The organism is Streptomyces sp. NBC_01446, assembly GCF_026340095.1.
GTDB classification, from domain to species: Bacteria; Actinomycetota; Actinomycetes; order Streptomycetales; family Streptomycetaceae; genus Streptomyces; species Streptomyces aureus.
The window spans coordinates 186697-207411 of sequence record NZ_JAPEPO010000001.1 but is presented as its reverse complement, the minus strand read 5'-3'; the positions used below and the strand labels follow the sequence as shown (position 1 = coordinate 207411).

Sequence of the window (20715 nt, the reverse complement as noted above, 5' to 3'; positions counted from 1 at the left end):
TTGGTCCATACCAAAATCCAGCCACACCCGTGCGAGCGTCACGCTCATCCCCCACGTCGGGCCGCCCTTCCCTGTCCGCAGGCAGAAAGTGACCCACGTGAAGTACCGCCGCACCGCCGCGTCCCTCATCCCCCTCGCCCTCGTGTCCGCCTCGCTGCTCACGGGCTGTGCCTATCTGCCGGGCGGGGGCGACGAGCAGCGCACGGTGACCGTCTGGCTGATGAAGGACAGCGCGTCGGACGCGTTCCTGAAGCGGTTCACGAAGAGCTTCGAGGACAAGAACCCCGGCCTGCGCCTCGACATCCGTATCCAGGAGTGGACCGGCATCGGCGAGAAGGTGAGCGCGGCCCTGGGTCAGGCGAAGGGCGACCCGGCGAGCAAGGACGCGGCGGACGGACCGGCCCCCGACGTCATCGAGGTCGGCAACACGCAGGTCCCCCAGTACGTCGACGAGGGCGGACTGCTCGACCTCAGTCTGGAGTCCGCGCGCGACTTCGGCATGGAGGACTGGCTGCCCGGACTCGCCGATCCCGGCATGTTCCACTCACGCCAGTACGGCATTCCCTGGTACGCGGCCAACCGGGTGGTGATCTACAACAAGGACCTGTTCGCGAAGGCGGGCATCAAGCGGCCACCCCGCACCCGCGCCGAGTGGCTCGACGACACGCGGCGCCTGAACACCCACGGTGACCAGGGCATCTACCTCGCCGGCCAGGACTGGTACACGCTCGCCGGATTCATCTGGGACGAGGGCGGCGACCTCGCCACGGAGGACGGCGGCATCTGGGAGGGCAGCCTCCAGTCACCGGCGGCGCTGCGCGGCATGGAGTTCTACCGGCAGCTCCAGGCGCTCGGCCGGGGCCCCAAGGACGCCGACGAGGAACACCCGCCGCAGTCGGGCGAGTTCGCGAAGGGTGACGTGGGCCAGATCGTCGCCGTGCCGGGTGTCGCCCAGGCCGTCGAGCAGCAGAACCCCGAACTCAAGGGAAAGCTCGGCTACTTCCCGATCCCGGGCAAGACGGCGGCCAAGCCGGGATCCGTCTTCACCGGCGGCTCCGACCTGGTCGTGCCCGAGAACACCGACGACCGCGACGGAGCCGTCGCGGTCGTCAAGGCCCTGGCCGGCGAGAAGTGGCAGAAGGACCTCGCCGGCACCATGAACTACGTGCCCAACAAGACGACGCTGAGCGACGCCGTCGCCGACGAGCCGGGCGTGGCCGCGATGGCGGCGGGCGCCGCACGCGGCCGGGCCACGCCCGTGTCCCCGCTGTGGGCGAAGGTCGAGGCCGACAACCCGATCAAGGCGTACATGTCGAAGGTGCTCGCCGGGGCCGCCCCGGCCGAGGAGGCCCGGGCGGCCTCCCGCCGGATCACCAAGGAGCTGGACGCCAGCGGGCCGTGACCCGGCCGCCGCCGGCCGCCCCGGCCGTCAGTCGACGCGGCTCAGGGAGAGCGCGAAGCGGTTCTGCGCGTCCGTCCACCAGTGCGTCATGCGCAGCCCCGCGCCGGCCAGTTCGGCCCGCACGCCCTCCTCGCGGAACTTCGCCGAGATCTCCGTGCGGATCTCCTCCCCGTCCTCGAAGTCGACCGCGAGGCCGAGCGCCGGGATCTTGACGGTCTGCGCGGCCGTGGAGCGCAGCCGCATCTCGATCCACTCGTTGTCCGCGTCCCACAGGGCGACGTGCTCGAAGGCGCCCGGGTCGAAGTCGGCGCCCAGGTCACGGTTGATGACGCCGAGCACGTTCTTGTTGAACGCGGCCGTCACGCCCGCCGCGTCGTCGTACGCCGCGACGAGGACCGACTCGTCCTTCACCAGGTCCGTGCCGAGCAGCAGCATGTCCCCGGGCCGCAGCAGAGCGCGTACGGCGGTCAGGAACACGGCGCGCTCGGCCGGCAGGAGGTTGCCGATGGTGCCGCCGAGGAACGCGGCCAGGCGCGGCCCTGGGGCGTCCGGCAGGGTGAGCGCCAGCGTGAAGTCGGCGATGAGCGCATGGATGCGCAGCCCGGGGCGTTCGGCGCCGAGCGCCTCGGCGGCTCCCCGCAGAGCGCTCTCGCTGACGTCCACCGGGATGTACGTCTCCAGATCCGGCAGGTCGTCGAGCAGATGGCGGGTCTTGTCCGACGAGCCGGAGCCCAGCTCGACGAGGGTGCGGGCGCCGGTGGCGTCGGCGATCTCCTGCGAGCGGGCCAGCAGGATCTCCCGCTCGGCGCGCGTCGGGTAGTACTCGGGCAGGGTCGTGATCTCGTCGAACAGCTCGCTGCCGCGCGCGTCGTAGAACCACTTCGGCGGCAGCGTCTTCGGCGTGCCGGTCAGGCCGCTGAGGACATCGGCGCGCAGGGCGGCGCCGGTGGCGTCCTCGGGCAGGGTGCGGGTCAGCTGGTACGGGCTCACGCGGTGGGCTCCTTGAGCGGGGTCAGCAGGACGTCGGTGCGGCTCGCGGCGAGCAGGGTGCGGTCCGGCACCTCGCGCCAGTGCGGATCGTCGTCGTAGGGCTCGGAGGCGACGACGGTGCGGCGGCCGGGTTCGGCGAGATACCAGAGGCTGTCGCCCCAGGCGGTCGCGGTGATCGTCTCGCCGTCGGTCAGCAGGAGGTTGAGGCGGGACCCCGGGGCGGCCTCGGCGACCTCCAGGACGGTGTCGGCGAGGGCCTGCCCCTGGTCGTCGCCCGAGCGCAGCCGGCACAGCAGCAGCGCCCACACGAACGCCGAGTCGCAGCGGGCCTCCAGGGACAGCAGGTCCACGGGCGGCACCGCCGTGGTCAGCGGCGCGAGCGAGCGCGGCCAGCCGGTCACCGCGCCGTTGTGGGAGAACAGCCACGGGCCGCAGGCGAACGGAGCCGCCGCGGCCTCACCGTCCGCGCCCCCGAGCGTGGCGTCGCGGACCGCGGCCAGCACGGCCCCCGAGCGCACCACCCGCGCGAGGTCGGCGAACGACTGGTCGCCCCAGATGGGCCCGGCCCTGCGGTAGCGCGCGGGCACCGGGTCCCCGTCCGCGTACCAGCCCACACCGAAGCCGTCGGCGTTCACGGTCCCGTGCCGCTGACGGCGCGGCTCCCAGGACTGGCGCAGCAGGCTGTGGGGCGGCGCCACGAGCACGTCGCCGAGCGGCGCCGCAGGGCCCAGGTAGGCCAGTTGCCGGCACATCAGGCACCCTCCCCGTCGCGCGCGGTGCGGAACCCGGCGAAGATCTGCCGGCGCACCGGGTAGTCCCAGTTGCGGAACGTGCCGCGGCACGCCACCGCGTCCACGGCGAACGAGCCGCCGCGCAGCACCTTGTGGTCCGGGCCGAAGAACACCTCCGAGTACTCCCGGTACGGGAACGCCACGAACCCCGGGTACGGCAGGAAATCGCTCGACGTCCACTCCCACACGTCGCCGATCAACTGCCTCACACCCAGCGGGGATTCACCCGCCGGATAGCTGCCCGCCGGGGCCGGGCGCAGGTGGCGCTGGCCGAGGTTGGCGCGCTCCGACGTCGGGTCCGCGTCGCCCCACGGGTAGCGCATCGACCGCCCGGACGCGGGATCGAAGCGGGCCGCCTTCTCCCACTCGGCCTCGCTGGGCAGGCGCCGGCCCGCCCAGCGCGCATACGCGTCGGCCTCGTACCAGCTGACGTGCACGACGGGCTCGTCCGGCGGGACCACCTCGGTCACCCCGAAGCGGCGCCGCAGCCACTGCCCGGCCTCACGCCGCCAGAACAGCGGCGACCGCAGGCCGTTGTCCCGCACCAGGGCCCAGCCCTCCGGCGTCCACCAGCGGGAGTTGTCGTAGCCACCGTCGTCCATGAAGGCCAGATACGCGCCATTCGTGACCGGCGCGGTGTCGATGTGGAACGGCGGGACGAGGCGCGCGTGCGCGGGACGCTCATTGTCCAGCGACCACGGCTCGGTGGTCGTCCCCATCGTGAACGGGCCGCCGGGCACCAGGACTTCGGACGGTCCGCGGAACGCCGGCGAGACGGGGTCGGGATCCGGGGCCGTCAGCGCCGGAGCCCCCGCCCGGAGCTGATGGGTGATCAGCATCGTCTCGTCGTGCTGCTGTTCGTGCTGGGCGATCATCCCGAACGCGAACCCCGCCTCGGTGAGCCGGGTGCCGTGGAACGGCGTGCTCTCCAGGACGTCGAGCGCGCGCCCCCGCACCTCGGCCGCGTAACCGCGGGCCTCCTTGGGCGCGAGAAGCGGCAGCTTCGGCCGCTCGGAGCGCGGATGCTCGAAGGCGTCATACAACGGGTCGATCTCCGGGCGCATCGCCTCACGGCCCGCGACCGCGCGCAGGAGCCACTGCTCCTCCTGGTTGCCGATGTGCGCCAGGTCCCACACCAGCGGCGACATCAACGGCGAGTGCTGCGCGGTCAGGTCGGGCCCCTCGACGCAGCTCGTGAGCAGCGTCGTGCGGTCCCGCGCGGCGAGCAGCGCGGTCCGCGCGCGCTCCCGCAGCGCCTCGGGGTCCGGGGCGGTGTCTTCGCTCTGTGCGGTCATGAGGTGACGGTCCTCCCGGGGGCGGGGGCATCGATGTGGTCGAGCACGTCGTCGGCGGGGCACCGGCCGCGCACGACATAGCGGTCCATGAAAGCGGAGACGCCGGCCAGCACCTTGGGTGACGCGCCGAGCCTCGGCAACGCGTCGAGCGCCGCCGCGAAACAGGTCACGGCCGCCTCGGCGAGCTCGGAGTCCGAAGGGCCGAGCCGCGCCGCGTCGCGCCACAGCTGATTGTGCGGCGCGGGCAGCGGGCCCGCTCGTTCGGACAGCGGCTTCACCGTGCGGTACGCGGTCTCGGCGGCCTCCGGGTCGTCGAACAGCGCGGTCGTCACGGCGAGCGGCACGATCCAGCCGTCGTCACCGGGCTGGGCGTCGATCATGCGCAGTTCGAGGTGTCCGCGCGGGCGCACCGGCGGGAAGAGAGTGGAGATGTGGTACTCGACGTCACCACGCGTGGCGGGCCGCGGCCCACCGGTACGCAGCCACGTCCGCAGGGACATGCCGTCCGGCACGTCCCACGGGCCGCTGTCCTGGCGGACGCACATCACCGGCGCGTCCAGGACATGCCGCACCCAGGCCTCGCGCGGCTCCGCGTCGAGAGGCGGCGCCCCGGACCTGCCGGGGTCGATCTCCTCCCACACGGCCTGGCGAGTGGAGCGCCACCCCGTGGGACGCCCGCACAGCATCGGTGAGTTGGCGAAAGCGGAGACCAGGACGGCGCCCAGCAGATGCGAGAGCCGCCAGCGCCTGCCGTGGCCGAGCGACCCCGGCTCCTCGTACCCGGCGTCGAGGCAGACCTGCACCGACGCCGACGAGCACATCATGGCGCGGCCCGCGGGCCCGGCCCGGTCGAACGAGGACTCCATGGCGTCGTAGCGCGGCTCGTGGAGCAGCCGCCGCGGCGGGCGCCAGGGATCGGTGCCGAGGCCGGTCAGCGCGAGGCCACGGGCAGCGAGCGAGGTGCGGACCGCCGTCAGATCGGCCGAGACGGCCGAGACACAGTCCATGAGCGAGGCGGCGGGCAGGGAGCTGAGCTCCAACTGGCCGCCGGGTTCGACGGTGAGCGCCGAGCTGAGGGGCAGGGCGCCCAGTGCGGCGTACGCCGCGTCGAGCCGTTCGGGTGCCAGGGGGAGCCGCGGCCTGCGCGGCTCGTGGACGAGCCATTCCACCTCGACGCCCACGGTGCGAGGTGGTCCGGTCTTGAAGCAGATCCCGCGGACCAGCGCCTCGACCTCGGCCTCGGTGACCAGGGCCGCCGTGCCGAGCTCCGTACAGTCTCCTTCGGGCATGTTCAGGATCCTCCTGATCCGTTCGCCTTTATCGTCCCCGGTAGGGGCCGTGCCGTCGACTCGACGGGGATGGGCCGGGCCGGGGCAGTGCTCGTACCACCCAAAACCCTCACGGCGAATCGCACAAGAGTGCCCCTCGGACACAGAAAATCTGTTGCTCGCGGAGTCGCCCGGCGCACATCATGCGTTCATGAGGACGACCACGGGGGAGCGGGCGTGAGCGCCCGGCTGCGGGGGATCGCGCAGCAGACGGAGGAGATCGTCGCGGCGGGGCGGTACACGGCGCCGGGCGGCGCGGTCGTGCCGATCGCGGACGCGGTGGCGGCAGCGCGGGACGCGACCCGCACGTACGGTCCGGCCCCGGTCGATGTGCCCGAGCCGGGCCGGCCCGCGGATACGGCCGTCGAGGTCACCGGCGAGTCCAGCCTGGAAGCCGCACGCCGCCTGGTCACCGCCGGTCAGGACCCGGTCGCCGTACTGAACTTCGCCTCGGCCCGCAATCCCGGCGGCGGCTATCTCAACGGCGCACAGGCCCAGGAGGAAGCCGTGTGCCGGGCCTCGGCCCTGTACACGTGCCTGCTGCGGGCCCGCGACTTCTACGACCACCACCGCGAGAACCGCGACGCCTTCTACGCGGACCGCGTCATCCACTCGCCGGGCGTCCCCGTCTTCCGCGACGACCGCGGACGGCTGCTCGACGAGCCGTACGCCGCGGGCTTCCTCACCTCACCGGCGCCGAACGCGGGCGTCATCCGCCGTCGCACCCCGGAGCGGGCCGGTGAGATCGCGGGGGCTCTGGCGTCACGGGCCGAGCGGGTCCTGGAGACGGCCGCGGCGCACGGCTACCGGCGCCTCGTGCTCGGCGCCTGGGGCTGCGGTGTGTTTCAGAACGATCCGGCGCAGGTCGCCGACGCGTTCCGGGCGCTCCTCGACGGGGGCGGCCGGTTCGCGGGCCGCTTCGACCACATCGTGTTCGGCGTCCTGGACCGCACGCCGGACGCGCGGACCAGGACGGCCTTCGAGCGGGCCTTCGCGGCCTCGCCGGCGGTCAGCGCCAGCCGTACCGCTCCCTGAGCCGCAGCACCACGAGGTTGAACCGCATGCGGTCCAGGGCGCACGCCTCCCGGCGCATGCCGCGCTCGTGGACCCGAAGGACGCGGTCGATCGCCACCCACGAGTCGCGGCCCGCGGTGTCCCACGGCCCGCTGCCGATCGGCACCCACTCCCTGTCGTGGTCGTGCCGCTTGCTCGACAGCTGTACGGCGAGGAGCGTGCCGGCGGCCTCCCTGGCGACGACGAGCACGGGACGGTCCTTGCCGCGGCCGTCGTTCTCCTCGAACGGCACCCACGTCCAGACGATCTCGCCGGGATCGGGGTCGCCGTCGTGGGCGGGCGCGTACTCGGTGCGCACCCGGCCCACCTCGCGCGGCGCGGCCTCGACCGTGGCGGTGGCGCCGGCACGGCCGGGGTGCTCGTGGGCATGCGGGTCATCGATGAAGGCAGTCACGCGGGTCACGTTAGGGCCTTGCTGGCCCAACCCGCAGGGCGGGCCCGGCCGGTGGGACACAGGCTCGGCGCATGAAGACCCCCATAACCGCCCGAGCCGTACGACGCGTACGTCGCATAAGCCCGGGCCCCCTTTCTCTCCTCGCGCTCACGGGTGCCATCGTTCTCGCGCTGTGCGGCGCCGCCCTCGCCCCCGCCCGGGGCGACGCCGCGCCCCCGCCCCGCACCGTCTCGGCCTGGCTGCCGTACTGGGACCAGGAAGGCGCCAACCAGGACGCCCTCGCCCACGCGGACCAACTCCGCACCGTCAGCCCCTTCTGGTACGAGTCGAAGTCCGCGACCCGCATCGACGGGCACCCCGGAGCAGGGGAGCGGCGCATCATCGACGGACTGCACGCCGCGGGCATCCAGGTCGTACCGACCGTCATGGAACAGATGGAGCCCGGCGCCCTCGCGGCCATCGTCACCAGCCCGGACCGCCGCGCCGAACACATCACGGAACTCCTCGCCCTCGTCCGCAGCCGCGCGTACGACGGGATCGACCTCGACTACGAGACCATCGCGGCGACCGGTGACGCCACCTACCGCACCGTGGGCGCGGGCTACACCGCGCTCGTGCGTGACCTGTGCTCGGGGCTGCACGCGCTGGGCAAGGTGTGCTTCGCCACCGTCAACCCCAAGACCACCACGACGGACCGCATCTGGGACTACCGGAGCCTCGGCCAGGTGGCCGACCGCGTTCGCATCATGGCCTACAACCTGCACTACGCCACGGGCACTCCTGGGCCGCTCTCCTCCACCGCCTGGTACGACGAGATCCTGCGCCGCGCAACGGCCGAAATCCCCGTGGACAGAATCGAGTTGGGCCTGCCCGCCTACGGCTGGGACTGGGCCGAGGGCGGCGACGAGCGCGCCCGGCACGTCACCTCGAAGGAGGCGGAGGCCCTGCGCGAGGCCGTCGGCGCGCCCTACGGGCTCGACCCCGCCTCGCAGACCCCGCACTTCACGTACAAGGAGAACGGCACCGTCCGCACCGTCTGGTATCAGGACGCGCGCGGCACCGACGCGCACCTGCCCGTGCTGCGCCGCCACGGAGTGCACAACACGGTGCTGTGGGCCCTCGACTTCGAGGACCCGGGCCTGTGGGCGGTGCTCGCCCGCGATGCCTGAGCTGTTCCTCTTCACCGTTGAACTCGATCAGGTCCGTAACGAACAGCTAGTGTGCATGCAGGTTACAGGCGTCGTGACGACCTCGGCGAATATCGGCATTTGGTTCCCAGTGTGGTGACATGAACCAGGAAGATTCCCAGACTTGATCGGAAGGGGGTGGGCTGGATGATCCGTGCGTACAAGTTTCTTTTGCGGCCCACCGTCCGCCAGGCGCAGGCCCTGGGCGAGATGCTGAGGGATCACTGTTCCCTCTATAACGGGGCCTTGCAGGAACGTCGGGACGCCTACCGGCACGTTTCGACGACGAGTGTGAAGTACGGGCAGCAGTCCGGACAGCTCAAGGAGATCCGGGCGTTCGACCCGGAGCATCAGGGCCGTTGGTCGTTCTCCTCACAGCAGGCGACGTTGCGCCGGCTGGACAAGGCGTTCGTCGCGTTCTTTCGTCGGATCAAGACCGGGGACAAGCCCGGCTACCCGCGCTTTCGTGGGGTGAACTGGTTCGACACGGTGGACTTCCCGAAGGACGGGGATGGCTGCCGGTGGAACTCCACCCCGCACGATCGGGTGACTCAGGTCCGCTTCCAGGGTGTTGGGCACGTCAAGGTCAACCAGCACCGCGCAGTGGCCGGCGAGGTCAAGACCGTGTCGGTCAAGCGCGAGGGCCGCAAATGGTTCGTGGTGCTGTGCGCTGAGCAGCCCCGACCCGATCCGCTTCCCGCGACCGGTTCAGCAGTTGGTATCGATCTTGGCATCGCCTCGTTCCTCACCGACTCGGGCGGCACCCACGTCCCCAACCCTCGCCACGCCCACAAGGCCGCCGTGAGACTCAAAGCTGCGCAGCAGGCCCTGAGCCGCTCCCCGCGCCGCAAGACCAAGGACCGCTCCCGCAACCATCAGCGGGCGGTGGAGAAGGTCGCGGAATTGAATGGCAAGGTGCGCCGTCAGCGGCTCGACCACGCGCATAAGACGGCGCTCGACCTGGTCCGCGCGCACGACTTCATCGCGCACGAAGACCTCAAGATCCGCAACATGAGCAAGGCCCCCTCACCGAAGCCCGACCCTGAGCAGCCGGACGGCTTCTTGCCGAACGGGGCCGCTGCCAAATCCGGGCTCAACAAGTCGATCAACGATGCCGGTTGGGGGGTGTTCCTAACGATCCTGCACGCCAAGACACCTCACGGAGCTAAGTCGTCAAGCAGCTTCGAGAAGTTGTGTGGGGAAGGCGAGGTTCTCGTCGAACAGGATGTGCTTCTGGAGGCAGTGGTAGAGCTGGCCGATCATCTTGTTGAAGAGGTTTCTCTGAGCGGCGGCGTGCCAGTCCCCGGCCTCGCGGCGGCGGTCGTAGTGGGCCTTTGCGCCCGGTGAGTGGGTCAGTGAGGCGAAGGCCCACAGGTAGCCGGCGTGGTTGAGCCGGTCGTTCTTCACCCAGCGTCTGGTGATGCTGGACTTCTTGCCGGACGCCCTGGTGATGGGGGACGCACCGGCGTAGGCCTTCATACCGCGGGCAGTGGCGAAGCGGGCGTGGTCGTCCCCGATCTCAGCGAGGATCCGGGCGCCGAGCTGGGTGCCGAGCCCGGGGAGGCTCAGGATGATCTCGGCGTCCGGATGCTGAGGGAAAACCTCTTCAACCGCCTCGGCGAGCTGGTCGGCGGCCGTGCAGGCGGCTTCGAGCTGCCGCAGCAGAGCGAGCATCTGCTTGCCGAGCGCGTCCTCGACCAGTGGCGGCTGGTGCGCGTATTCGGCCCGCAGGACCTCGCGGATGCGCGCGGCGTCGGCATCGATCCGGCGCTGGCGGCCGGCGCGCTTGAGCGCCGAGCGCAGTTGCGCGAGCGACAGCCGGGCCGCCCGCGAGGGCGTGGGGGCGAGCTCCAGCAGGACGCGGGTCTCGGGGCGGCAGAGACCGTTCTGCCAGTGCAGGTAGGCGTCGAGGGCGGCGGGGAAGTACTCGCGCAGGAGCGAGCGGAGCTGGTTGGCGAGCTGCTGCCGGTTCCAAACGGCGTCCTGCTGGGCGCGGGCGAGGACGGCGATGGCGCGGGCGAGATCGCTGTCCTGGGGCAACGGCCGGTGGGCGTGCATATCGGTGCGGAGGATGTTCGCCAGGACGAGGGCGTCGCCGGGGTCGGACTTCTTCCGTGTGACCGCGTGGCGGTCGCGGTAGCGTGCGGCGGCCATCGGGTTGATGGCGTAGACCTGGCGCTTCCCGGTGCGCAGGACCGCGACGAGCAGGCCGCGGGAGGTCTCGATGGCGACCGGGATCGGGTTGTCCTCGGTGTCGCCGTGCTCGGCGAGCAGATCCAGCAGGATCTTGTAGCCGGTCGCGTCGTCGGTGATGTGGCGCTTGGCCAGGAGCGTGCCGTCGTCGTCGACCAGGGCGACGTCGTGTGTCTTCTCGGCCCAGTCGATGCCGCAGTAGATCAACTTTCCCTCCTCGAAGTGTGGGTGTTTGCGCTGGTCACGAGCGCATGCGGGGCCACGCAGCGACCTAATTCCAGGCCTCGATCAAGGAACGGGCCGACACCTCACAAGCCGTTCGTGGCACCAGCTCACCGCACAGGCCCCGGTCTGTTCCCAGAGCTCAGACGGCTCGGGGAATGCAAGAGATCACCGTGCGACGGGCTCGCACCACCAACTCCAACGAGTGATCAAGCAAACGGTGTTGACGCCGCTGGCGGCAGTGAAGGCGCCGAACACCGCCGATCTTGGCGGAGACATCATGGCCGGGCTGAAAGAAGGCGTGTGTCCGGAGCCCACACAACCGCCAGCAGCGTCAGTGCTGGGTGGGTGGCGGCCACGAGAGCACCGAATGGCGCCGCTCTCTGGGAAGGCATCTTGGCCGTGACGTTGAGAGGTATCCACCGGCACTCTCGAGACCACCACCCGCCAGCTGGGTTGCGCAGCCGTGCTCGTCGCAGACCTTCGGCCCGGCGGAGTGCAGGCGTCACAACCCGTTCGAACCACCTCACCGACCGGCGAGGGCCGGTGAGCTCGTTACACGGGAATTAGGCTGAAAGCGCCGGACGGGAAGTGATGGCCGTGAACCCCCGCAACACCTCCCGCACATGCCCCGAATGCGGCCACATCGCCAAGGGGAACCGGCCCAGCCAGGAAAAGTTCGAATGCCTCTCGTGCGGTCACCGGGCACACGCTGACGTCGTCGGAGCAACCAACGTTCTACGGGCCGGGCTGGTCCGTCGCGAAGCCATCCTGGCATAGCGGGAAGCCACCCCGCTTACGGGGTGGAGGAGTCACGTCGTCCTTCACGGTCAGTGCATAGTGCACCCCAAGCGGCGGCCTGCGGCCCCGCGCCGCGCGTTCGCGGTCCGCGGCGTCCGCCTCGGCGAGGGCGGCCTCCCCGCGGACGGTGCGGAAAGCGTTCAGGGCAGGCTGCGTCGCCTCGATGCGCGCCAGGGCCTCCTCGACGAGGACGCGCGACGACACGTCCCCCTCGGCGAGCGCGCGGGCGGTCGCGGCGAGCCCGGCGGCACGGTCGGACGCCATGCGGACACCTCCTCGTACGGAATACGGACTACGGAATTCGGAACTTCGAACGCCTGAGTGCACGCACGCTAGCGGTCGCGGGCCCCGACCGGTATGCCCGGCCGGGAACACGGCCGTACCCGTCTGGAAGGATGCGGTGCGTCATGGTGCAGATACCGAAGCCGCAGTCCGCCCGCACATCACGGGAGTCCGCCGCGCCGAGCCCGGCGCCGACGAGCGCCGACGTCGCCCGCCTCGCCGGGGTCTCGCGCGCCACCGTCAGCTACGTCCTGAACAACACCAGCGCCGTCAGAATCAGCGAACCCACCCGGCGCCGCGTCCACGAGGCCGCGAAGGAGCTCGGCTACGTGCCGCACGCGGCGGCCCGCAGCCTGCGCGCCGGACACACCCGCATCGTCCTGATGCCGTCCCCGAGTGTCCCCGCCGGACCGCTCTACAACGCGTTCTTCAACGACCTGCAGTGGGCGCTGAGCCGCCTCGACTACACGGTCGTGCAGTACGGCAGCGTCAGCCTGCGCGGCGACGATGCGGCGCGTGCCTGGGCCGAGCTGCGCCCGGTCGCCGTCCTCACACCCCCTGACCTGGGCACCGAGGGCGTCGAGGTGCTCCGCCGCTCCGGCGCCAGGGCCGTCATCACGCTCGGCCCGGAGCGCGCCGAGGGCGCCCACGCGCTGCTCATGGACCACCGTGAGGTCGGCCGTAGCGCGGGCGCCCACCTCGTCGAACGCGGCCGGCGCCGCATCGGCGTCGTACTGCCGACGGAGCAGGGCCTCGACCACTTCGCGCGGCCGCGCCTCGACGGCGTACGGAACGCGGTCCTCGGCACCGGCGCCGAGGTCTTCGAGCTGCCTCTCACGTACGACGAGGAGTCGGCCGCCCAACTGGTTCCGAAAGTCCGTGAGTTGAGGCTCGACGCCGTGTTCGCGTACAACGACGAGTACGCGATGCTCCTGATGCGGGCGCTCCAGGACGCGGGCGTCGGCATCCCGGAGGAGACTGCTGTCATCGGGGCCGACGACCTCATGCTCGGGCGGCTGCTGCGGCCCCGGCTGAGCACCGTCCGTATCGAGCTGCCGTCCGGGCAGGAGCTCGCCGCGCTCGTCGACCGCCTGGTACGCGACCCGGGCGCCGTCACCGAGTCGCACGACATGCTCCGGGCCCGCGTCGTGGCCCGGCAGTCGACGTGAGGGCCGGGGTCGCGAGTGGCCCACGTGACTAGGATGTTGCATGCTCAACAACATGGGTCGGCGCACCGCCCCGCGCGCCGCCCCGGAGATCAGTGACCGATCGGAGATCCGGCATGTCCCTGCTCGACCCGAAGACCTGGCAGGCCCGGCCGCTGTCGGGCGATGAGCACGTGGTCACGGAGCCCGCCACGGGCGAGCGCCTCGCCACCGTCACGCTCGCCTCCCCGGACGACGTCCGCGCCGCGGCGAGGGCCGGAGCGGCGGCCCAGGGCGACTGGGCCCGGCAGCCCCACTTCGTGCGCGCCGCCGTCCTGCGCCGCGCGGGCGACCTGTTCACCGAGCACGCCGACGAGCTGCGCACCTGGCTCGTGCGCGAGTCGGGATCCATCCCGGGCAAGGCCGACTTCGAGCTGCACGTCGCCGCCCAGGAGTGCTACGAGGCCGCCGCCCTCGCGTCCCGGCCCACCGGCCAGGTCCTGCCCAGCGAGGCGCCCCGCCTTTCGTACACACGCCGCGTCCCGGCCGGTGTCGTCGGCGTCATCGCCCCGTTCAACGCCCCGCTCATCCTCTCCATCCGCTCCGTCGCCCCGGCCCTGGCGCTCGGCAACGCCGTCGTCCTCAAGCCGGACCCCCGCACGGCGGTCTGCGGCGGGCTCGCCCTGGCGGCCGTCCTCGCCGCCGCGGGCCTGCCACAGGACGTCCTCCACGTGCTGCCCGGCGGGGCGGACGCGGGCCAGGCGCTCGTCGCCGACCCGGACGTCCCCGTCATCTCCTTCACCGGCTCCACCGGCGCGGGCCGGGCCGTCGGCGAGGCCGCGGGGCGCCACCTCAAGCGGGCGCACCTGGAACTGGGCGGCAACTCCGCCCTGATCGTCCTGGCGGACGCCGACCTCGACGCCGTCATCTCCACCGCGGCCTGGGGCTCCTTCTTCCATCAGGGCCAGATCTGCATGACGACCGGCCGCCACCTCGTCCACGCCTCGCTCTACGAGGAGTACGTCGAACGCCTCGCCGCGAAGGCCGAGTCCCTCGCCGTCGGCGACCCGCACCGCGACCAGGTCCACCTCGGCCCCGTCATCGACGCGGCCCAACTCGCCAAGATCCACGGCCTGGTGGAGGCCAGCACCGCCGCGGGGGCGAAGCTCGCCGCGGGCGGCACGCACCGCGACCTCTTCTACCGGCCGACAGTCCTCGCGGGCGTCGACGACAGCACCCCCGCGTACGCCGAGGAGGTCTTCGGGCCCGTAGCACCCGTGCGGTCCTTCACCGACACCGACGAGGCGGCCGCGCTGGCCGCCGCGAGCCCGTACGGCCTCTCCCTCGGCATCGTCACCCGCGACCCCGCCCGCGGCCTCGACCTCGCCGAGCGCATCCCCACCGGCATCGTCCACATCAACGACCAGACGGTGAACGATGAGGCGGTCGCTCCGTTCGGCGGAGTCGCGGCGTCCGGCACGGGCGCCCGTTTCGGCGGCGAGGCGAACATCGAGGCCTTCACCGAGACCCGGTGGACGACGGTGCGCGGCGACGTGGCGGGCTATCCGTTCTGACCCCGTGCACGTGATCGTGAAGCGGCCGCCGGGCTCGTACGGAGAGTACGGGCCCGGCGGCCGTCGGTATGGGGGTAGTGGCGTCAGGCCTGCTCGCCGCCCGCGCCTTCCTCGCCCGCCGTGGCCTGCTGCTCGGCGATCGACTTGCGCACCTCGTCCATGTCCAGCTTCCTGGCCTGGCCGATCACGTCGTCCAGGGCCTCCTGGGGAAGTGCCCCGGGCTGGGCGAACACGGCGACCTGGTCGCGGACGATCATCAGGGTCGGGATCGACTGGATACCGAACGCCGAGGCGAGCTCGGGCTGGGCCTCCGTGTCGATCTTCCCGAAGACCAGGTCCGGGTTGGCTTCCGCAGCCTTCTCGTAGACGGGCGCGAACTGCTTGCACGGCCCGCACCACGACGCCCAGAAATCGATCAGCACGAACCCGTTGTCCGTGACCGTCTGGTCGAAGTTCTCCTTGGTGAGCTCCACGGTGGTGCTGCTCATGATGTGCCCTCTTCCTGCTTCCTGGTTGCGGTGCTGAAGCCGCTGTTCACAACGGTCCCGGTAATGGACGTATTCCGCGCGCGTACCCGTGTGGCCACGGCGCACACCTGCGACCACACTGGGGCCCATGACGGATGAGAACACATACGACGTGGTGGTCCTGGGCGCCGGGCCGGTCGGGGAGAACGTCGCGGACCGGGCGCGCGCGGCGGGCCTCAGCGCCGCGGTGGTGGAGAGCGAACTGGTCGGGGGCGAGTGCTCCTACTGGGCGTGCATGCCGAGCAAGGCCTTGCTGCGCCCGGTCATCGCCCAGGCCGACGCGAGGCGTCTGCCGGGCCTGCGGGAGTCCGTGCAGGGTCCTCTGGACGCGCCCGCTGTCCTCGCTCGCCGTGATGAGTACACCTCACACTGGAAGGATGACGGCCAGGCGAGCTGGCTGGAGTCCATCGGCGCCGACCTCTACCGGGGCAAGGGCCGCCTCACGGGCCCCCGCCGGGTCACCGTCACCGGGACCGACGGCACCGAGCACGTCCTCACGGCCCGGCACGCCGTCGCGGTCTGCACGGGCACGCGCGCCGCGCTACCCGACCTCCCCGGCCTGGCCGACGTCGAGCCGTGGACGAGCCGCGAGGCCACCAGCGCGCAGAAGGTGCCGGGCCGCCTCGTCGTCGTGGGCGGCGGAGTCGTCGCCGCGGAGATGGCCACGGCCTGGCAGGCCCTCGGCTCGCAGGTCACGATGCTCGTACGGGGATCGGGGCTGCTGTCCCGGATGGAACCCTTCGCCGGGGAGCTGGTCATGCAGGCCCTCGTCGAGGCGGGCGCGCAGGTGCGGACCGGCGTCTCCGTCAAGGGAGTCACCCGGGAGGGCCCCACCGTCGTCACCACCCTGGACGACGGCTCGACCCTGGAGTCCGACGAGATCCTCTTCGCCACGGGCCGCGAGCCCCGCACGGACGACATCGGCCTGGAGACCCTCGGCCTCGAACCCGGCTCGTGGCTCCCCGTCGACGACAGCCTCCGCGTCGAGGGCAGCACCTGGCTGTACGCGGTCGGGGACGTGAACCGTCGCGCGCTCCTCACCCACCAGGGCAAGTACCAGGCCCGTATCGCGGGCGCGGCCATCGCCGCCCGCGCCCAGGGAGTCCCGCTCCTGGAGACGGACCGCTGGGGAGCCCACGCGGCGACCGCCGACCACTCCGCCGTCCCGCAGGTCGTCTTCACCGACCCCGAGGCGGGCTCGGCGGGACTCACCCTCGCGGAGGCCGAGGCGGCGGGCCACCGCGTCCGCGCCGTCGACTACGACATCGCCTCCGTGGCGGGCGCCGGCCTCTACGGCGACGGCTACCGAGGCCGCGCCCGCATGATCGTCGACCTCGACCGCGAGATCCTCCTGGGCGTCACCTTCGTCGGCCCGGGCGTCGGCGAACTCGTCCACTCGGCGACGGTCGCCGTCGCGGGCGAGGTCCCGATCGACCGCCTGTGGCACGTGGTCCCGTCCTATCCGACGGTGAGCGAGGTGTGGCTGAGGCTGCTGGAGACGTACCGCGGCTGAGGGGTGGCCCTCTGTGCGTGGCTGTCCGGGCGAGACACGATGCCCCCCGCCCGGACAGTCTCACCCCGCAAGGCGCGGAGAGGTCCCCGCGGACCCCTGGCTACCTGCGGCGGATCCGCCCGCACATCCGCGGCCCAGGAGAGCACCGCCGGCTATCGCACCTGGCCGGGATGTACTGCGACCAGCTCGTCGTGCTCCGGCAGGGGCGTGTGATCGCGGCCGGCGCCCCCTGTGACGTACACCGAGCCGGGGGAGCGCCCGTTCGTCCGCTTCCCGCGGACGTCGGCCTCCTCATGTCCAAGATCACTGCGGATGGTCCGGTCTTGGCCGTGCGCCCCTTACGCGGTACGGTCTGACCGATATTGACGACGGCAACGCGGAAGCCGGTGGGAATCCGGCACGGTCGCGCCACTGTGAGACGAGCCACTCGCCCGGACGGGCAAGGACCTCGCGAGTCAGACCCGCAGCTGTCGTACTTGTGCACCACCGAGATGGGACGCGAACTCCCAGAGGAGGTCCTGCCATGGCGCAGACCGTCGCTCAGCCGACAGCCACCAGCCCCGTTCTTCCCGCAGCCCTGCCCCTGAAGGCGATTGCCCCTTGGGCGGCCTTCTTCGGCATTCTGATGCTGGTCCTGCTCTACTTCGTCGGCGCCGAACAGGGCGCCACCGCCGTCGTCTCCGGCGAGGGCGTTCATGAATGGGTGCACGACGCCCGCCACCTGCTCGGCTTCCCCTGCCACTGACGAGGGACGCCGTAAAGCTCATGAACTCCGCAACAGTGAGAAACCTCCTCGTACGGGGCATGCTCGCCGGCCTGGGTGCCGGTCTGCTCGCCCTGGTCGTCGCCTACCTCCTTGGCGAACCCAGCGTCGACAGCGCCATCGGCTACGAGGAGGCCCACGCACCCGCGCACCACCACGAGGTCGAACTCGTCAGCCGCAGCGTGCAGTCCACCGCGGGCCTCGCCACCGGCATCCTGCTCTACGGCGTCGCCTTCGGCGGCATGGCCGCCCTCGCGTACTGCTTCGCGCTCGGCCGCGTCGGACGCTTCACGCCGCGGGCCACGGCCCTCCTGCTCTCCGGCACGGCCCTGCTCGCCGTGTACGTCGTGCCGTTCCTGAAGTACCCCGCCAACCCGCCGTCCGTCGGCGATCCCGGCACCATCAGCAAGCGCACGACGCTGTACTTCCTGATGATGCTGCTCAGCGTGCTCCTCGCCGTCGCCGCGGTGATCATCGGGAAACGACTCGCTCCCCGCCTGGGCACCTGGTACGCCACCGTGGCAGCGGTCGCGTGCTTCGTCCTCGCGATCGGGCTCGCGTACGCGTTCCTGCCGGTCGTCAACGAGGTACCGAAGGACTTCCCCGCAGCGCTGCTGTGGCGGTTCCGCACCTCGGCCCTCGCCATCCAGCTCACTCTGTGGACCGGATTCGGCCTGATCTTCGGCGAGTTGGCGCAGCGTCAGCTCGCCCCGCGCACCGGGGCGGTCCCGTCCGGCAACGCAACTCCCGTACCCCACTGAGAGAACCGCGCCACAAGACCCAGGCAGGCGATCAAGCGCAGAGGGCCGCCGGAACCATCCGGTCGGCCCTCTCGCTTTCTTCCGAGGGCGGAGACCCGCGTGGCCAGACACCCCCAACCGCGCCACATCACACTCGGCGGCCGCGAGGCGGTCGCGCTGACCCTGGAGGAGTACGAGCAGCTGATCGCCAGCAGACGGCAGATCGGCGGCCAGAGTGCCCGTGTACGCGTCCTGGCGCAGCGGGCGAAGGAGAGCGAGGAACTGCTGCGGGAGATCGAGGCACTGGTCGGCTGTCCGTCGCACGGCTGCCACGGCCTGCGGGACCGAAGGGGGAGCGAGGGTCGGGGCGGCGAGGCGGGAGAACCCGCGGGAGCGAAGGGCGCCGCCTGTCTGCGGTGTGCGCTCGCGGTACTGCTCCTGCGCCATCGGGAGTCAACGGGCGGTCCGCCGGGGGTAGTTGGCGAGGAATGCTGCTCACCGTCGAGCCAGTAGGGGGCGAGACCCAGCACGGGTCAGCCCCCGGGGCCGTCCTCCGACGGGCCCAGTGCCCGCCCGAGCCGAAGGTTCCAGCGCCCGGAGCGCCCGCTGACATCGGTCACCGTGAGGGGCGGTACGTCGAGCCGCCAGAACGCCGGCCCGGGCGCGTCGAGGATCTTGACGGCCACGGCCCGCACCACCTCCGGCTCCACCACGGCGAGCGTCCGTCCGTCGAACTCCGCCGACGCGTCCAGCCAGCGTGCGACCCGTTCGCACAGGGCGCGTACGGACTCCCCGCCGTGCGGCGCGGCGCCGAGGTCGGAGAGCCAGAGCGCGATGCCGGCCGGGTCCCCGATGCTCACCTCGTCGAGCGTCAGACCCCGCCAACGACCTACGTCGAGCCCGGCCAGCTCCGGCGCCTCGACGGCATCGAGGCCGAGGGCCTTCGCCGTCTCCCGGCAGCGCACGGTGGGGGACACCAACAGCCGGTCGGCTGGGGGAAGGACACCGGCCGCCGCCCGCGCACGTGCCGCGGCGCTCGCGTCGAGCGAGCACCCGTCGTCGAACCGGGCCTCCCGCAGAGCCCGGCTCGTGGCGGCAGAGATCAAGGTGACGCGGCTGGTCACGGGCTGAGCCCCCTCCTTGATGTGGGGGCGACGCGCCAGGCCCACGCGTCCACCCCCTCGTGACGCTCGGCGCGCCTACGAACGCGTCTCGCGTTCCTTCTTGACGGCGCGCAGGACCACGAACTTCGGGTCGCTGGCGATGAGTTCACTGTTGCCGAACAGGCGCCGCAGCTTCACGTGGTAGCCGAGGTGGCGGTTGCCGATGACCCACAGCTCACCGCCCGGACGCAGCGCGTCCCGCGCGTCGGAGAACATGCGCATGGCCGTGGCGGCGGTCGTCGCCTGGTGCGAGTGGAACGGCGGATTGTTGAGGACGAGGTCCGCACTGCCCGCGGGGAGCTCCGCGAGCCCGTCGCCCACGAGGAACTCCGCCCTCGCCTCGGGGTGTTCAGCGGGGTCGATGTTCGCCCGGTAGGTCGCCTCGGCCGACGCCACCGCCTGGAACGACTCGTCCGTGAACACGATCTCCGCGCGCGGGTTCTCCAGCGCCATGGCCGTACCGACGACGCCGTTGCCGCAGCCCAGGTCCACGACGCGCTCGGCGCCCTCGCTGCGGGGCAGGTGCTGGAGCAGGAACCGGGTGCCGATGTCGAGGCGCTCCGCGCAGAACACTCCGGCGTGGTTGGTGACGGTCCGGCCCGACACGGGGCCGACGCCGTCGGGCAGCGCGTACGTGTGCGGCCACGGGTTCCGCGGCCGGGCGAGCGCCGGGTACGGCGTCGTGAAGATGAGCCGCGCCTTTTTCTCGGCGAGGGACGTGTGGGTCGGGCCGATGATCCGCTCGAACAGCTTCAGCGTCGAGGTGTGGATCTCCTTGACCATGCCGGTCCCGATCACCACGGTGTCGTTGTGGACGGCGGGCGCGATGCGGTGCAGCTGGTCCTCGAGGAGCGCCAGGCTCTTGGGGACGCGGACGAGCAGCACGTCCACGCGCTCCGGCGGGGTGTCCTGGGTGGTCAGCAGGCGCACCGCGTTCTCGTCGAAGCCGGCCCGGTCGAGGTTGGCGCGGGTCGCGCGCTGCCCGAGGTACGACTCGGAGATCGCGGTCGGCCGGTCGCAGTGCCCGGCCAGGGCCGTGGCGAGGGCGCCCCACCGGTCGCCGATCACGACCACCGACCCCGACAGATCGGCGGCGCTGTCGGCGAGATGCCGCAGCAGGTACTCGTCCGCGGCATCCCATGCGCGCAGCGTGTCGCGGGGATCCTCGGGGAAGCGGGCGAGGTCGAACTCGCCCCATGACGTCTCGAAACGGTTGCTCATCGTCCCGCCAGGCTAGCGGAGGCGCAGATCAGCGGGGCCGGGGGCGGGGCCGTAGCCTGCCCGCGTCGGGGCCGACCGGCCCAGCGGCCGGCCCCTGCCGTTCGGCTCGG

Annotated in this window: 18 protein-coding genes, 3 pseudogenes and 1 riboswitch; of the genes and pseudogenes, 11 read left to right on the top strand and 10 right to left on the bottom strand. The window is 71.8% G+C overall.

The window, feature by feature from the left end:
• Positions 1-97: 97 nt before the first annotated feature.
• Positions 98-1402 (top strand): extracellular solute-binding protein, encoded by a 1305-nt coding sequence (locus tag OG456_RS00920; RefSeq protein WP_266556212.1) that lies wholly within the window; start codon positions 98-100, stop codon positions 1400-1402.
• A 27-nt stretch (positions 1403-1429) separates the two neighbouring features.
• Here OG456_RS00920 and egtD read toward each other — a convergent pair whose 3' ends face one another.
• The 4 genes from egtD to egtA are packed head-to-tail and all read right to left on the bottom strand — an operon-like array spanning position 1430 to position 5767.
• Positions 1430-2392 (bottom strand): L-histidine N(alpha)-methyltransferase, encoded by a 963-nt coding sequence (egtD, locus tag OG456_RS00915; protein WP_266556210.1) that lies wholly within the window; start codon positions 2390-2392, stop codon positions 1430-1432.
• On the bottom strand, positions 2389-3144 hold the full coding sequence (egtC, locus tag OG456_RS00910) for an ergothioneine biosynthesis protein EgtC (protein WP_266556208.1): 756 nt from the start codon (positions 3142-3144) through the stop codon (positions 2389-2391). Before egtC ends, egtD begins: the two co-directional genes overlap by 4 nt.
• Positions 3144-4478: an ergothioneine biosynthesis protein EgtB gene (gene egtB, locus OG456_RS00905; RefSeq protein WP_266556206.1), complete on the bottom strand. Its 1335-nt coding sequence runs from the start codon at positions 4476-4478 to the stop codon at positions 3144-3146. Before egtB ends, egtC begins: the two co-directional genes overlap by 1 nt.
• On the bottom strand, positions 4475-5767 hold the full coding sequence (egtA, locus tag OG456_RS00900; RefSeq protein ID WP_266556204.1) for an ergothioneine biosynthesis glutamate--cysteine ligase EgtA: 1293 nt from the start codon (positions 5765-5767) through the stop codon (positions 4475-4477). The genes egtB and egtA overlap by 4 nt, the downstream gene beginning before the upstream one ends.
• 216 nt (positions 5768-5983) lie before the next feature.
• Between egtA and OG456_RS00895 the strand changes: the two genes are divergently transcribed.
• Positions 5984-6841 (top strand): TIGR02452 family protein, encoded by an 858-nt coding sequence (locus OG456_RS00895; protein WP_266556202.1) that lies wholly within the window; start codon positions 5984-5986, stop codon positions 6839-6841.
• Here OG456_RS00895 and OG456_RS00890 read toward each other — a convergent pair.
• Positions 6816-7274: a type II toxin-antitoxin system PemK/MazF family toxin gene (locus OG456_RS00890; protein WP_100593005.1), complete on the bottom strand. Its 459-nt coding sequence runs from the start codon at positions 7272-7274 to the stop codon at positions 6816-6818. The genes OG456_RS00895 and OG456_RS00890 overlap by 26 nt on opposite strands.
• A gap of 71 nt (positions 7275-7345) precedes the next feature.
• On the opposite strand from OG456_RS00890, the gene OG456_RS00885 reads away from it, so the two are divergent.
• Both OG456_RS00885 and OG456_RS00880 read left to right on the top strand, forming a co-directional pair.
• Complete coding sequence (locus OG456_RS00885) at positions 7346-8443, top strand: glycosyl hydrolase family 18 protein (protein ID WP_266556157.1); 1098 nt, start codon at positions 7346-7348, stop codon at positions 8441-8443.
• A 165-nt stretch (positions 8444-8608) separates the two neighbouring features.
• Positions 8609-9613: pseudogene (locus OG456_RS00880) on the top strand (RNA-guided endonuclease InsQ/TnpB family protein); the annotation flags it as partial.
• A gap of 21 nt (positions 9614-9634) precedes the next feature.
• On the opposite strand, the gene OG456_RS00875 reads toward OG456_RS00880, so the two are convergent.
• Positions 9635-10861, bottom strand: coding sequence for an IS110 family transposase (locus OG456_RS00875; protein ID WP_266556155.1), 1227 nt, complete (start codon positions 10859-10861; stop codon positions 9635-9637).
• Between the two features lie 579 nt (positions 10862-11440).
• Here OG456_RS00875 and OG456_RS00870 point away from each other — a divergent pair.
• Positions 11441-11656: pseudogene (locus OG456_RS00870) on the top strand (zinc ribbon domain-containing protein); the annotation flags it as partial.
• 51 nt (positions 11657-11707) lie between these two features.
• Here OG456_RS00870 and OG456_RS00865 read toward each other — a convergent pair.
• Positions 11708-11941, bottom strand: a pseudogene (locus OG456_RS00865) (amidase); the annotation flags it as partial.
• A gap of 143 nt (positions 11942-12084) precedes the next feature.
• On the opposite strand from OG456_RS00865, the gene OG456_RS00860 reads away from it, so the two are divergent.
• On the top strand, positions 12085-13128 hold the full coding sequence (locus OG456_RS00860; protein WP_266556153.1) for a LacI family DNA-binding transcriptional regulator: 1044 nt from the start codon (positions 12085-12087) through the stop codon (positions 13126-13128).
• A 113-nt stretch (positions 13129-13241) separates the two neighbouring features.
• Positions 13242-14678, top strand: coding sequence for an aldehyde dehydrogenase family protein (locus tag OG456_RS00855; RefSeq protein ID WP_266556151.1), 1437 nt, complete (start codon positions 13242-13244; stop codon positions 14676-14678).
• An 83-nt stretch (positions 14679-14761) separates the two neighbouring features.
• On the opposite strand, the gene trxA is transcribed toward OG456_RS00855, so the two are convergent.
• Positions 14762-15166 carry a thioredoxin gene (trxA, locus tag OG456_RS00850; RefSeq protein WP_266556149.1) on the bottom strand — a complete coding sequence of 135 codons (405 nt, stop codon included), beginning with the start codon at positions 15164-15166 and terminating at the stop codon, positions 14762-14764.
• 127 nt (positions 15167-15293) lie between these two features.
• On the opposite strand from trxA, the gene OG456_RS00845 reads away from it, so the two are divergent.
• The 4 genes from OG456_RS00845 (at position 15294) to OG456_RS00830 (ending at position 18734) form a co-directional block, all read left to right on the top strand.
• Entirely contained in the window at positions 15294-16718 is a 1425-nt protein-coding gene (locus OG456_RS00845) for an NAD(P)/FAD-dependent oxidoreductase (RefSeq protein ID WP_266556147.1), read from the top strand.
• Positions 16719-17044: 326 nt separating this feature from the next.
• Positions 17045-17202, top strand: a riboswitch (cobalamin riboswitch).
• Positions 17203-17241: 39 nt separating this feature from the next.
• Complete coding sequence (locus OG456_RS00840) at positions 17242-17463, top strand: CbtB-domain containing protein (protein ID WP_266556145.1); 222 nt, start codon at positions 17242-17244, stop codon at positions 17461-17463.
• Between the two features lie 20 nt (positions 17464-17483).
• A complete protein-coding gene (locus OG456_RS00835) occupies positions 17484-18242 on the top strand; it encodes a CbtA family protein (RefSeq protein ID WP_266556143.1) in 759 nt (252 codons plus the stop codon).
• A gap of 99 nt (positions 18243-18341) precedes the next feature.
• Positions 18342-18734: a hypothetical protein gene (locus OG456_RS00830; protein ID WP_266556141.1), complete on the top strand. Its 393-nt coding sequence runs from the start codon at positions 18342-18344 to the stop codon at positions 18732-18734.
• Between the two features lie 20 nt (positions 18735-18754).
• Here the strand turns inward: OG456_RS00830 and OG456_RS00825 are convergent, their stop codons facing one another.
• Positions 18755-19345 (bottom strand): histidine phosphatase family protein, encoded by a 591-nt coding sequence (locus OG456_RS00825; RefSeq protein ID WP_266556139.1) that lies wholly within the window; start codon positions 19343-19345, stop codon positions 18755-18757.
• 75 nt (positions 19346-19420) lie between these two features.
• Positions 19421-20605, bottom strand: coding sequence for a methyltransferase (locus OG456_RS00820; RefSeq protein WP_266556137.1), 1185 nt, complete (start codon positions 20603-20605; stop codon positions 19421-19423).
• Positions 20606-20715: the final 110 nt, after the last annotated feature.

What these genes read in the sequence shown, in the direction of transcription:
- egtC (WP_266556208.1), bottom strand. Translation starts at nt 3,144, where the DNA reads ATGTGCCGGCAACTGGCCTACCTGGGCCCTGCGGCGCCGCTCGGCGAC.
- egtB (WP_266556206.1), bottom strand. Translation starts at nt 4,478, where the DNA reads ATGACCGCACAGAGCGAAGACACCGCCCCGGACCCCGAGGCGCTGCGG.
- egtA (WP_266556204.1), bottom strand. Translation starts at nt 5,767, where the DNA reads ATGCCCGAAGGAGACTGTACGGAGCTCGGCACGGCGGCCCTGGTCACC.
- OG456_RS00885 (WP_266556157.1), top strand. Translation starts at nt 7,346, where the DNA reads ATGAAGACCCCCATAACCGCCCGAGCCGTACGACGCGTACGTCGCATA.
- OG456_RS00860 (WP_266556153.1), top strand. Translation starts at nt 12,085, where the DNA reads ATGGTGCAGATACCGAAGCCGCAGTCCGCCCGCACATCACGGGAGTCC.
- OG456_RS00855 (WP_266556151.1), top strand. Translation starts at nt 13,242, where the DNA reads ATGTCCCTGCTCGACCCGAAGACCTGGCAGGCCCGGCCGCTGTCGGGC.
- trxA (WP_266556149.1), bottom strand. Translation starts at nt 15,166, where the DNA reads ATGAGCAGCACCACCGTGGAGCTCACCAAGGAGAACTTCGACCAGACG.
- OG456_RS00845 (WP_266556147.1), top strand. Translation starts at nt 15,294, where the DNA reads ATGACGGATGAGAACACATACGACGTGGTGGTCCTGGGCGCCGGGCCG.
- OG456_RS00840 (WP_266556145.1), top strand. Translation starts at nt 17,242, where the DNA reads ATGGCGCAGACCGTCGCTCAGCCGACAGCCACCAGCCCCGTTCTTCCC.
- OG456_RS00835 (WP_266556143.1), top strand. Translation starts at nt 17,484, where the DNA reads ATGAACTCCGCAACAGTGAGAAACCTCCTCGTACGGGGCATGCTCGCC.
- OG456_RS00820 (WP_266556137.1), bottom strand. Translation starts at nt 20,605, where the DNA reads ATGAGCAACCGTTTCGAGACGTCATGGGGCGAGTTCGACCTCGCCCGC.